Origin of the sequence: Elioraea tepidiphila DSM 17972, from assembly GCF_000378465.1 — a bacterium.
Classification (GTDB): Bacteria; Pseudomonadota; Alphaproteobacteria; order Acetobacterales; family Acetobacteraceae; genus Elioraea; species Elioraea tepidiphila.
In genome coordinates, this window is record NZ_KB899931.1 from 76,032 (window position 1) to 87,654 (window position 11,623).

An 11,623-nucleotide genomic window follows, 5' to 3' on the forward strand; every position below is an offset into this window, starting at 1 on the left:
GCCGGCTCAGCGATAGAGCGCCTTGTCGAAGCGGCGGTGCAGCCAGAGCCACTCGGCGGGCCGGTCACGGATCCAGCGCTCCAGCGTGTCGTTCACCGCCTGGGTCAGCGCCGCGATGTCGGTATGGCGGTCGCCCGTGTCGGGCAGGGGGAGGGGTGGCTCCACGACGACACGGTACCGCGCGGGGCCGAGACGCAGCGCGCGCGTCGGGAACACGGGGCAGCGGAAGCGCAGTGCCAGATGCGCGAGCGCCGGCGCGGTCATCGCCGGCACGCCGAACAGCCGCGCCTCGATGCCGTCGTTCATCTTCTGATCCATCAGCATCCCGACCACACCGCCGCGGCGCAGATGCGCAAGCGTCTCGCGTGCCCCAGCCGTGCCCTTCGGCTGCATCATCCCCGTCCCGCCACCGATGGCGGCCTGGCGCAGCGCGGCCACCAGCGCATCGATCAACGGGTTGCCGATCGCGCGATAGACCACCGCGGTCGGGGCGCGCCGCGCCGCGGTGGGGGTCAAGATCTCCCAGTTGGCGAAGTGGCCGGAGAACACGATCGCCGGGCGGCCTGCGCGCGCGATCGCGTCGAACTCTTCGGCGCCCTCGACCGTGACCGCCCCCGGATCGTCCATCAGCGCGGGCAGGAACGGGAGTTCGCCCGCCACCCGGCCGAGATTGTCCCACATCGCGCGGATCGTGGCGCCCCGCCAGGCCGCGTCGCGCTCCGGGAAGGCGAGGCGGAGATTGACCTCGGCCACGCGGCTGACCGGCAGCTTCGGCCCGAGCGTGCGCCCGGCCCAGCCGCCGAGATCGGAGGCGCGGCGCAGCCCGAGCGTGCGCACGGCCGCGAACAGCGCGCGGACGAGCCCCGCCTCCACGCGCCAGCGGAGGCGGCGCAGCAGCCTGGGTTCGGTCACGCCGGCAGGGGTTCGGGCACCGGGGCCGGGAAATGCGGCGCGAGCAGACCTTCGAGCGCCGCCTCGTCGTCCCAGGCGATGCCGATCGAGGCCACCGCGATCCGGTCACGGAACTCCGCCGGCACGCGCACGATGTCCTTGCGGGTGGTCACCGGCAGGGCGTGCAGCGCCTCGGCCTCCTTCAGCAGCGCCCGGATGTCGGTCTCGTCGTAGGGATAATGGTCGGCGAAGCTCTGGCGCCCGACCACGATCACCCCGGCCTCGGTCAGCGTGTCGAAGAACTTGCGCGGGTTGGCGATGCCGGCGAAGGCGAGCACCGGCCGGCCGGCCAGCATCGCCGTCTCCGGCCCCGGGGTCAGCCGCGCGCGCAGCACCGGCAGTTCGGCCGGCAGGGCAGCGAGCACGCCGGTCTCGTCCGCGCCGATCAGCACGGCGGCATGGGCGCGCGCGGCGGCGGCCGCCACCGGCTCGCGCAGCGGCCCGGCCGGGATCACGCGGCCATTGCCGAAGCCGAACCCGCCATCGACCACCAGCAGCGACAGCGACTTGGCGAGCGTGGGGTTCTGCAGCCCGTCATCCATCACGATCGCCTGCGCGCCCTCGGCGATCGCCGCGCGTGCTCCGGCCGCGCGGTCCGCCGAGACCCAGGTCGGCGCGACGCCCGCGAGCAGCAGCGCCTCGTCGCCGACATCGCGGCTGTCGTGACGCTCGGGGTCGACCCGCACCGGGCCCTTCAGCCGACCGCCATAGCCGCGCAGCAGCCCATGCGCTTCGACCCCTCGGCGGCGCAGCCGGTCCAGCAGGTCGATCGCGACCGTGGTCTTGCCGGCGCCGCCGGCGGTGACATTGCCGCAGCAAATCACCGGCACCGGCGCCTGCCAGCCCTCGCGCGCCACGCGGCGCTTGGTGGCGCCGGCATAGAGGGCCGAGAAGGGGGACAGAAGCAGGGCGGGCAGTCCGCCTCCGCCAGGGCGCCAGAACTCGGGTGCGCGCAGCATCCTTGCCTCTACCCTTCCGTGTGCTCCCCTGCCGGGAGAAGGCCTAGCAGCCCTTCGGCCATCCGGTCCAGCACCATGGCGTGCGTCGCAGCAGCGGTCGCGGCGGCGCGCCCGGCCTCGGCGCGCCAGGCCGGCTCGCGCACCAGCCGCACGGCCCAGGCGGCGAGTGCCGCGGCATCGCCGACCTCGCTCGCCGCCCCGGCCGCGCGCAGCATGGCGGCGATCTCGGCGAAGTTGCCCATGTCGGGCCCGAACGCCACCGGCAGGCCGAGCCGGGCGGGCTCCAGCGGGTTCTGCCCGCCGCGCGGGATCAGCGATCCCCCCACATAGGCGCCCAGGCCCAGGCGGTACCAGAGGCCGAGCTCGCCCAGCGTGTCGGCGATCCAGACCGGGCCGTCGGGGTCCTCACCCGCGCTGCGCCGGCCGGCAGCGAAGCCCGCGGCGGCAGCCGTCTCGGCGACCTCGGCGCCGCGCTCCGGGTGCCGCGGCGCGAGGATCAGCCGCAGCGCCGGGACGGCCGCGAGGGCGAGACGATGAGCGGCAAGAACCTGCGTCTCCTCGCCGGCATGGGTGCTGGCGGCGACCCAGACGGGATCAGCGCCGAACAGGGCGGCGAGACGGGCGCGCTCGGTCTCGTCGGCCGGCAGGGGTGGCGTCGCAAGCTTGAGGTTGCCGGGCGGCGATACGGTCGCGCCGAGCCGGGCGAGCCGCTCGGCATCGCCGGCGGATTGCGGCAGGACCAGCGCGAAGGCGCGGAGCAGCCGGCGCGCGAGCCCCGGGGCGAGCCGCCAGCGCGCGAAGGAGCGCGCCGACAGCCGCGCGTTGATCAGCGCCACCGGTACTCCGCGGCTGCCGAGCGCCGTGAGCGCATTCGGCCAGAGCTCGCTCTCGACGAAGCCCGCCGCGTCGGGGCGCCAGTGGTCGAGGAAACGGCTGATCCAGGCCGGCACGTCGAGCGGGGCGAACTGGTGGATCAGCCAGGGATGCCCGGGCAGCAGGCCGGACCGTTCGGGATCGGCCGCGCGCTCGCCGAGGCGGTGGCCGATCAGCCGCGCCGCGGTCACCGTGGCGGTGGTGAGCAGCACGGCGAGATCGGGGCGGCTCTCGCGCAGCCGCGCGATCAGCGGCAGCACGGACTGGGTCTCGCCGACCGAGGCGGCGTGCAGCCAGAGCAGCCGCCCCGCCGGCCGCGGCAACCGGGCGATGCCGCGACGCTCGGGCAGCCGCGCGGGGAACTCCTTGCCGCGCCGGGCGCGGCGGGCGAGCCAGAGCGGCAGGGCGGGCGCGGCGAGCGTGGCGGCCGCCCGCCAGAGCGCGCCGGTGGGGCTCACGCGCGACCCTCGGCAAGCGCCTCGGCGCGCGCGGCCGCCGCATCCATGGCCGCGGCGATCTCCGCCAGGACGGCGCTCTCGTCCGCGTCCGGCGCAACTGCGATCGGTGCGCCATACACCATGCCGCCGCGGCCGAAGGGCAGCGGGAAGATCATCCGGTCCCAGGTCTTGAGCCGCCGGCGCCGTGAGACGGCGATGCCGACCGGTACCACCTTGGCGCCGGACAGCGCCGCGAGCCGCGCCACACCGGGCTGGGCGACGCGCCGCGGGCCGCGCGGACCGTCCGGCGTGATGGCGACCGTGTGGCCATCCTCGAGCAGGCGCAGCAGCTCGCGGAAGCCTTCGAGCGCGCCCTTCGACGAACTGCCGTAGGTTGCCTCGATGCCGAGGCGGGTCGCGATGTCGCCGATCAGCCTGCCGTCGCGGTGGCGGCTCACCAGCACGACGCAGCGCATCCGCCCCGGCCCCGCTTCGCCGGCGATCCGGTGCGTCCAGATGAACGCCATCAGCGGCACCTGCTCGTGCCAGAACGCACCGATCGCGGGAACGCCCGACTCCCACACCGCGCGGGCGTGCTCGCGCCCCTCGATGCGCCAGCGCGTGGTGCGGTGGACGAGGCGGAGCCAAGCCGCGATGGCGGCCGCGCCGAGGGCGAGGGCGCGCGGATGGCGCAGGAGTCGCTTGAGCACGCGGTCGGATCAGGCTGAAGGGGGCGCCGGGACCATGGCGCCGCGCGCTTAGCATGCGGCCACGCGCGCGCCAAACCGCCACGCGCGCTGTCGCGGGCAGCGCCGGACCTGCTACCCTGAGTCGGAGCGGCCCGGAGACGGGGAGTGCAGACGCCCCACACACGCTATGCCCTGAGTGGCGGGGTCCGGATCGCCTACCAGGTGACCGGCCAGGGGCCGATCGACCTCGTGTTCGTGCCCGGCTTCATCTCGAACCTGGAGCTGCACTGGGAGGAGCCGGGCTACAGCCACCTGCTGCGTCGGCTCTCGGCATTCGCGCGGGTGATCCATTTCGACAAGCGCGGCACCGGGCTCAGCGACCGGGTGGATGTGCAGCACCTGCCGGATCTGGAGACCCGGATGGACGATGTGCGCGCGGTGATGGATGCGGTCGGCAGCGGGCGCGCGGCGCTGCTCGGCGCCTCCGAGGGCGCGCCGATGTCGATCCTGTTCGCCGCCACGTACCCCGAGCGGACGCGCGCGCTGGTGCTCTACGGCGGCTACGCGCAGTTCCACAGCGCGGTCTTGAGTGCCGAGCAGTTCGCCGACTTCGTGCGCAAGGCCGAACAGAGCTGGGGCACGGGCGCCTCGCTCGCGAGCTTCGCACCCGGCCTGGTGCACGACCCGCGTTTCAGCGCCTGGTGGGCGCGCTTCGAGCGCCTCTCGGTGAGCCCGACGGCGGCGATCGCGCTCGCGCGGATGAACGCGACGATCGACGTGCGCGGCGTGCTGGGCGCGATCCGCGTGCCCACCCTGGTGATCCACCGCCGCGAGGATGCGCGCGTGAAGTTCGCCGCCGGGCGCTTCCTCGCCGAGCGCATCCCGGGGGCACGGTTCGTCGAGCTGCCCGGTCGCGACCACCCGATCTGGACCGGGGACATCGATCGCGTGGTCGATGCGATCGAGGAGTTCCTCACCGGCACGCACAGCGCCGCCGCGTCCGACCGGGTGCTGGCGACCCTGCTGGTCGCCCGTCTGGCCCATCCCGAACGCGCGGCAGCGCGGCTCGGCGACCGGCTCTGGGCGGAGCGTATCGCGCACCTGCACGGCCGTGCCGACGAGATCACGGCGCGTCACGGCGGTCGCGTGATCGGCAGCGGCAGCGAGACGATCGCCGCGCGGTTTGATGGATCCGCGCGCGCCGTGCATGCCGCGGTCGCGCTGCGGCACGAGTCGGCCGCGCTCGGCATCGCGCTTGCGATCGGCGTGCATGCCGGCGAGGTCGATCTGCGCAGCACACAGGCGGCCGGGCTCGCCCTGCATGTCGCCGAGCGCATCGCGGCGCTCGCCGGTGCCGGGGAGATCCTCGTCTCCGGCGTGGTGCGCGATCTGGTCGCGGGCTCGGGGCTGCACTTCAAGGAACGCGGCGCCACGACGATCGGCGGGATGGACGGGCCGGTGCCGCTGCTGGCGGTGGTGGCCGAGCAGCATCTCGAACCGCGCGCGCGCAGCCCGGCGGAGCCCGACCTCGCGGCGCTGAGCGGGCGCGAGCGGGAGGTGCTCGGGCTGATCGCGGACGGGCTGGGCAATGCCGCGATCGCAGCGAGGCTGGCGCTCAGCGAGCACACCGTGAAACGGCACGTCGCCAACATCCTGTTGAAGCTCGACCTGCCGACGCGGGCGGCGGCGGCCGCGTTCGCGGCACGACGCAGGGTCTGACCTGGCCCGAACGGACCATCGCGCCCGTGGTCCGTTCGGGCGAAGCAACGGCCACGCCGTTGCGGCAACCTCTCGACAAGCCGACGGAGCGGATGGCGCGCTCTGGCACGGCCCGATACGGAGGACCAACGATGCGACCCATCACACTGCGTGCGCTGGCTCCCGCGCTGGCGTTCGCCGGCACGCTTGCCGTGAGTCTCCCGGCTTCCGCCGAGGATGCCGGCGCGCGCGCCGCCTATCAGGATATCGAGCAGACACTCGGCCTCGTGCCGGGCTTCTTCCGGATGTTTCCGGAATCCGGTATCGCCGGCGCCTGGGCCTCGTTCAAGGCGGTGCAGCTCAGCCCCGACACCGCGCTGAACGGCAAGGTCAAGGAGCTGATCGGGCTCGCGGTCGCCGCCCAGATCCCGTGCCAGTACTGCGTCTACTTCCACACCGCCGCCGCGAAGGCGAACGGCGCGACCGACCAGGAGCTCCGCGAGGCCGTGGCGATGGCCGCGATCGTGCGCCACTGGAGCACGGTGCTGCAGGGCATGCAGGTCGATCCGGCGGGTTTCCGCAGCGAGACCGACACCGTGCTGCGGCTGGCGGCGGAGCGTGCGCGGACGGCACCGACGCGCTGACGGGATCATGCCGGGCGCAACCCGGCCTGAAGGGAGACTGTCATGGCAACGACGCTCACCGCCGTCAGCGGCCCCGCGATCAAGCGGGCGATCGAGGCGCGCGACGCCGAGGCCTTCATCGGCTTCTATGGCGACGACGCGACCATCCGCGTGGTCGACCGCAACAACCCGCCGAGCCGGCCGCGCGAGGTCAAGGGCCGGGCGGCGATCCGCGCCTTCTGGGACGACATGTGCAGCCGCAACATCGCCCATCGCGTCGATGTCACGATCGCGGAGGGGGATCGGCTCGCCTTCACCCAGGACTGCACCTATCCTGACGGGGCGAAGGTGTTCGGCATCGCCGTGCTCGAACTCGCGGGCGGGCGGATCGCCCGCCACACGGTCGTGCACGCCTGGGACGAATAGGTGGTACGGGCGCGCGGCTCAGGCAGCGCGCTCGATCGGTGCGAGGCGTTCGAGCAGGATCTCGGCGCAGCGGCGCCAGGAGAACCCTTCGGCGAAGCGACGGCAGGCCCCGCGATCGAGCCGGAGCGCGGCGCGGGCGGCTGCGGCGAGATCGTGGTCGAGCGCGCCCACGGGCGCGCCGTCGATCACGTCCTTCGGGCCCATCACCGGGTAGGCGGCGACCGGCGTGCCACAGGCGAGCGCCTCGACGATCACCAGGCCGAAGGTGTCGGTGAGGGAGGGGAACACGAACACGTCGGCCTCGGCGTAGGCCGCGGCGAGATCCTCGCCGAACTTCGCGCCCAGGAAATGCGCGTCGGGGAAGCGCGCCTGCAGCGCCGGCCGCGCCGGGCCGTCGCCCACCACCACCTTCGAGCCGGGCAGATCGAGGGACAGGAACGCCTCGATGTTCTTCTCCACCGCCACCCGGCCGACATAGAGGAACACCGGGCGCGGCAGGTTCAGCGCGCCGCGCTCGCGCGGGCGGAACAGCCCGAGATCGACCCCGCGCGTCCAGGCGGCGATGTTGCGGAAGCCGCGCGCGACGAGCTCCTCGCGCAACGACGCGGTCGCCGTGAGCACCGCCGCCGAGGGCCGGTGGAAGCGGCGCATGAGCGCCCAGGTCAGCCCGAGCGGCACGCCGAGCCGCGCCTTGAGGTATTCGGGGAAGCGAGTGTGGAAGGCCGTGGTGAAGGGCCAGCCGCGCTTCAGGCAGAGCCGGCGCGCGGCAAGGCCGAGCGGGCCTTCGGTCGCGATATGGATCGCATCGGGGGCGAACTCGTCGATGATCGCGCGCAGCCGCCGCCCCGGCAGGATCGCGAGCCGCACATCCGGCTCGGTCGGTGCGGGAATCGTGCGGAACCGATCGGGTCCCACCACCTCCACGACGTGGCCCATCTGCGCGAGTTCGTCGCGCACGGTGGCGAGCGTGCGCACCACGCCGTTCACCTGCGGCATCCACGCATCCGAAACGATCAGGATGCGCACGGGGCCGGCCGGGGTGAACCAGGGCAGCGCATCATCGCGCGAGGGTCGCCTACGCCGGAGCAAGGGCTGCCGCCCGCGCCGGCGGGTTCCAGAACGACAGTCGGTTCTCCGCCGCCCAGTCCACCAGCTCAAGCCGGCCATCGGCGTGCTCGACCAGCGCGGTGCAGGACTCCACCCAGTCGCCGTCGTTCATGTAGGCCACGCCATCGACCTCGCGGATCGCGGCGTGGTGGATATGTCCGCACACCACGCCGTCGCAGCCGCGCCGGCGCGCCTCGGCGGCCAGCGCCGTCTCGAACCGGTCGATCGCCTTCACCGCCTCCTTCACCTGGCGCTTCAGCCAGGCCGAGAGCGACCAGTACGGATAGCCGAGGCGGCGGCGGGCGGCATTGAACCAGCGGTTCAGCACGAGCGCGCAGGTATAGGCCCAGTCGCCCAGCACGGCGAGGAAGCGGGCGTAGCGCACCACCGAATCGAACTCGTCGCCGTGCATCACCAGCAGGCGCCGCCCATCGGCCGTGACGTGTTCGGCGTCGCGGCGCAGCCGCACCCCCGCGAACTCCATCGGCATCCAGGCGCGGAACAGCTCGTCGTGGTTGCCGGGGATGTAGGTCACCTGGGTGCCGGCACGCGCCTTGGCGAGGATCACCCGCAGGATCTCGTCATGCGTCTCGTCCCAGTACCAGGACCGGCGCAGCCGCCATCCGTCCACCACGTCGCCGACAAGATAGAGCTGGCGGCAGTCCACACGGCGCAGGAAGTCGAGCAGGAAGTCGGAACGGCAGCCGCGCGTGCCGAGATGCAGATCGGAAATGAAGACCGTGCGGTAGGTCCGGCTGACCAGCGGCGCGTTCATGCGCGCGGCACTCCTTCAACGCTTCTCTGCGCCCCTCTACGCAGGCATTTCCGTATCTTGCCATGAAGATTTCATGAAACGCGTCAGCAATAAGGTGTAATGGTCTGTCCGCTTCTTTGTCATCGGGGTGTCATCGACTGTGGATATCTTGTGCGTTTGTGGCGCCCGTCGCGGCGCCTGCGGTCGCGCGTGCTGGTGATCTTCAACCCCGCTGCCGGGGCGCGGCGGCGCCGCCGCTTCGAGCGGGTCGCGGGCGCGCTCGCCGAGGCGGGGATCCGCTTCACGGTCGCCGATACCGCGGCGCCCGGCCATGCCGAGGCGCTCGCGCGCGAGGCCGTGGCGAGTGGCGAACGGGTGGTGGTTGCCGCGGGCGGGGACGGCACCATCGCCGAGGTGGTGAACGGCATCGCCGGCAGCGATGCGCGGCTCGGCGTGATCCCGATCGGCACGGCGAACGTGTTCGCACACGAGCTCGGCCTGCCGTTCGGCGCGGCGGCCATCGCGGCGGCGCTGAAGCGCGGCGGCGCGCGTTTGGTCATTCCGGGTTCCGCCCGCTTCGCCGATGGCCGCGCCCGGCTGTTCGTGCAGATGCTCGGCGTCGGACTGGATGCGGCGGTGGTCGCGTCGCTCAACGGCGCGCTGAAGCGGCGCATCGGCAAGGGCGCCTATGTCGTCGAGACGCTGCGCCAGATCGCCGCCTGGCCGTTCCCCCGCCTTCGCCTGATGCTCGAGGACAGGGCGGTGGAGGGCGCGCAGGTCATTGCCACCAAGGGTCGTTTCTACGGCGGCCGCTTCGTGCTTGCCCCCGAGGCGACGCCTGACGCGGTCGGCCTCTCGGCCTGCGTGTTCGGGCGTGGCGGCTGGGGGTCGGCGCTGCGCGCAGGGATCGCGCTGCCGCTCGGATTGCTGCCCGGACTGCCGGGGCTCATCCGCCAGCGTGTCGCGGCGCTGGAGATCGCCGCGCCCGAAGGGCTGCCGGTGCAGGCGGATGGCGATCTGATCGGCACCACGCCGGTGGTCGTCACGGATGCGGCGACGCGGATCGCGGTCGTGGCCGCCTGATCCCATTGCACCGCCGCGCCGCGGCACCTAGGCTTCACCCGCTCACGCAACGGAGACCGATGATGCGCATACCCTCCTTCGCGCTCGCGGCGACGCTGGCCTTCACGGCTGTCGCGGCCGATGCCGACGCCAAGACCTTCCGCTTCGCCACCACCTCGGACGCGGCGACACTCGATCCGCACGCGAACAACGCCTTCTTCACCTACCTGATCACGGGCCAGATCTACGAGCCGCTGATCGATCGCGGCGACGATCTCAAGCTGATCCCCGGCCTCGCGCTGCGCTGGGAGCAGATCGAGCCGACGCGCTGGCGGTTCTGGCTGCGCGAGGGCGTGCGGTTCCACAACGGCAACGACTTCGATGCGGATGACGTGGTGTTCTCGATCGCGCGTGCGACCTCGCCGACCAGCAACTTCACGATCTATGTCGATACCGTCGATCGGGCCGAGAAGGTGTCGTCGCATGTGGTCGACCTGATCACGCGCGTGCCCGACGCGGTGATCCCGGACAAGCTCACCCGCGTGCTCATGATGGACAAGGAGTGGTCGGAGGCGAACAACGCGAGCCGCCCGCAGAACCTGCGCGAACGCGAGGAGACCTTCGCCGCGCGCAACGCCAACGGCACCGGCCCGTTCGTGTTCCGCTCGCGCGAGCCCGACGTGCGCACCGTGCTCGCGCGCAACCCGGACTGGTGGGGCGGTGCGGCGGGCCCGACCGACGTGACCGAGTGGCAGCATGTCGTGATCGCCTCGGATGCGACGCGGATCGCCGCGCTGCTCTCGGGCGAGGTCGATTTCGTGCACACCGTGCCGCACCAGGATGTCGCGCGGCTGCAGCGCGACCAGCGCCTGAAGGTGCTGGTCGGCCAGGAGAACCGCACGATGTGGCTGGCGATGGACCAGGAGCGCGACGAGCTCGGCTCCTCCAATATCCGCGGCCGCAATCCTTTCAAGGACGCGCGGGTGCGCGAGGCGGTGGCGATCTCGATCGACATGGAGGCGATCCGCACGCGCGTGCTGCGCGGCCTCGCCGTGCCGACCGCCAGCATGTGGACTCAGTTCGTCACGGGCTACGATCCGGCTTACGCGACCCGGCCGGCGGTCGATCGCGAGCGCGCCAAACGCCTGCTCGCCGAGGCGGGCTATCCTGACGGGTTCGAGGTCGCGCTCGACTGCCCGGCCGGCAACTACGACGGCGTGTGCCAGGCGGCGGCGGCGATGCTGGCGCAGATCGGCATCCGCGTGCGGCTGGAGGTGATGCCGAACAGCGTGTTCATCCAGAAGATCCGCGAGGGACGGTCGAGCTTCTACGGCCTCACCTGGGGCGTGCCGACCTTCGATGCGCTCTACACGCTGCGCGGCATCATGATGACGCGCGGCCAGGCGGGTGGAGGCTCGTGGAACTGGGGCGGCTACGCGAATCCGCGCGTCGACGCGCTGATCCGCGAGATCGAGGCGGCGACCGACCCGGAGAAGCGCACCGCGCTGATCCACGAGGCGCAGCGCGTGCACAACGGCGAGTTCGGCCACATCCCGCTCTATCACCTGATGATCCCGTTCGCGATGAAGGCGAACGTGACGGTGACGCACCGGGCCGACAATCTGGTGTTCGGCCGGTCGGTGAAGGTGGAGTAGCGCTCAGTGACCGTTTGAGAATGGCTTGGCGCGACGCGGCGGGGGATGAATCAAGCTCGGGATGTGGACCCGAGAGACGCGAGGCCGGATGGCCGAGCTTGGCCGGAAGGCGAAGCGCTACCCGTCTGACCTGACGGACGAGGAATGGGCGCGGATCGAGCCGTTGCTGCCGAAGCCGTCGCGGCGCGGTCGGAAGCCGTCAGTCGATCTGCGTGAGGTGCTGAACGCGATCCGCTACATGGCACGAAGCGCGGGTGGCTGGCGGATGCTGCCGGTGCACTTCGGCCCATGGCAGACGGTCTACTGGTGGTTCCGCCGCTTCGTCCGGCGGCTGCTGTTCCGCACCATCCACGACGTGGCGCTGATGCTGGATCGCGAGGCGGCTGGCC

General features: G+C 72.5%; 12 protein-coding genes. 6 read left to right on the forward strand and 6 right to left on the reverse strand.

All coding sequences use genetic code 11. The annotated features are described in order from the left end of the window. Positions 1–6 precede the first annotated feature (6 nt). The 4 genes from F563_RS0116220 to F563_RS25695 are packed head-to-tail and all read right to left on the reverse strand — an operon-like array spanning position 7 to position 3,930. Positions 7–912, reverse strand: coding sequence for an LpxL/LpxP family acyltransferase (locus F563_RS0116220; protein WP_019015738.1), 906 nt, complete (start codon positions 910–912; stop codon positions 7–9). Then, positions 909–1,907, reverse strand: coding sequence for a tetraacyldisaccharide 4'-kinase (gene lpxK, locus F563_RS0116225; RefSeq protein ID WP_035575461.1), 999 nt, complete (start codon positions 1,905–1,907; stop codon positions 909–911). The genes F563_RS0116220 and lpxK overlap by 4 nt, the downstream gene beginning before the upstream one ends. An 11-nt stretch (positions 1,908–1,918) precedes the next feature. Continuing rightward, on the reverse strand, positions 1,919–3,241 hold the full coding sequence (locus F563_RS25690) for a 3-deoxy-D-manno-octulosonic acid transferase (protein ID WP_019015740.1): 1,323 nt from the start codon (positions 3,239–3,241) through the stop codon (positions 1,919–1,921). After that, positions 3,238–3,930 (reverse strand): lysophospholipid acyltransferase family protein, encoded by a 693-nt coding sequence (locus F563_RS25695; RefSeq protein ID WP_019015741.1) that lies wholly within the window; start codon positions 3,928–3,930, stop codon positions 3,238–3,240. The genes F563_RS25690 and F563_RS25695 overlap by 4 nt, the downstream gene beginning before the upstream one ends. A 144-nt stretch (positions 3,931–4,074) precedes the next feature. Between F563_RS25695 and F563_RS0116240 the strand changes: the two genes are divergently transcribed. The 3 genes from F563_RS0116240 to F563_RS0116250 all read left to right on the forward strand — a co-directional run bounded on the left by F563_RS0116240 (position 4,075) and on the right by F563_RS0116250 (position 6,656). Beyond that, the gene (locus tag F563_RS0116240; protein WP_019015742.1) at positions 4,075–5,628 is read left to right on the forward strand and encodes an alpha/beta fold hydrolase; all 1,554 of its coding nucleotides are present in this window, start codon (positions 4,075–4,077) and stop codon (positions 5,626–5,628) included. 131 nt (positions 5,629–5,759) lie between these two features. After that, positions 5,760–6,251 carry a carboxymuconolactone decarboxylase family protein gene (locus F563_RS0116245; protein ID WP_019015743.1) on the forward strand — a complete coding sequence of 164 codons (492 nt, stop codon included), beginning with the start codon at positions 5,760–5,762 and terminating at the stop codon, positions 6,249–6,251. 42 nt (positions 6,252–6,293) lie between these two features. Beyond that, entirely contained in the window at positions 6,294–6,656 is a 363-nt protein-coding gene (locus F563_RS0116250) for a nuclear transport factor 2 family protein (RefSeq protein WP_019015744.1), read from the forward strand. A gap of 18 nt (positions 6,657–6,674) precedes the next feature. On the opposite strand, the gene F563_RS0116255 is transcribed toward F563_RS0116250, so the two are convergent. Together F563_RS0116255 and F563_RS0116260 are read right to left on the reverse strand one after the other, a co-directional pair. Further along, a complete protein-coding gene (locus F563_RS0116255) occupies positions 6,675–7,682 on the reverse strand; it encodes a glycosyltransferase family 4 protein (protein ID WP_019015745.1) in 1,008 nt (335 codons plus the stop codon). Positions 7,683–7,731: 49 nt separating this feature from the next. Then, positions 7,732–8,538, reverse strand: coding sequence for a UDP-2,3-diacylglucosamine diphosphatase (locus F563_RS0116260; RefSeq protein WP_019015746.1), 807 nt, complete (start codon positions 8,536–8,538; stop codon positions 7,732–7,734). 156 nt (positions 8,539–8,694) lie between these two features. Here F563_RS0116260 and F563_RS0116265 point away from each other — a divergent pair, with 156 nt between their 5' ends. The 3 genes from F563_RS0116265 to F563_RS0116275 form a co-directional block, all read left to right on the forward strand. Then, positions 8,695–9,600 (forward strand): diacylglycerol/lipid kinase family protein, encoded by a 906-nt coding sequence (locus tag F563_RS0116265; RefSeq protein ID WP_019015747.1) that lies wholly within the window; start codon positions 8,695–8,697, stop codon positions 9,598–9,600. 62 nt (positions 9,601–9,662) lie between these two features. Next, positions 9,663–11,234 (forward strand): ABC transporter substrate-binding protein, encoded by a 1,572-nt coding sequence (locus F563_RS0116270; protein ID WP_026299651.1) that lies wholly within the window; start codon positions 9,663–9,665, stop codon positions 11,232–11,234. Between the two features lie 61 nt (positions 11,235–11,295). Next, on the forward strand, positions 11,296–11,623 hold a 328-nt coding region (locus tag F563_RS0116275; RefSeq protein ID WP_026299652.1), incomplete at its 3' end, for a transposase.

Bases quoted from the DNA above. Each gene is read 5' to 3' on its own strand.
- F563_RS0116245 (WP_019015743.1), top strand. From the start codon at position 5,760: ATGCGACCCATCACACTGCGTGCGCTGGCTCCCGCGCTGGCGTTCGCC.
- F563_RS0116250 (WP_019015744.1), top strand. From the start codon at position 6,294: ATGGCAACGACGCTCACCGCCGTCAGCGGCCCCGCGATCAAGCGGGCG.
- F563_RS0116260 (WP_019015746.1), bottom strand. From the start codon at position 8,538: ATGAACGCGCCGCTGGTCAGCCGGACCTACCGCACGGTCTTCATTTCC.
- F563_RS0116270 (WP_026299651.1), top strand. From the start codon at position 9,663: ATGCGCATACCCTCCTTCGCGCTCGCGGCGACGCTGGCCTTCACGGCT.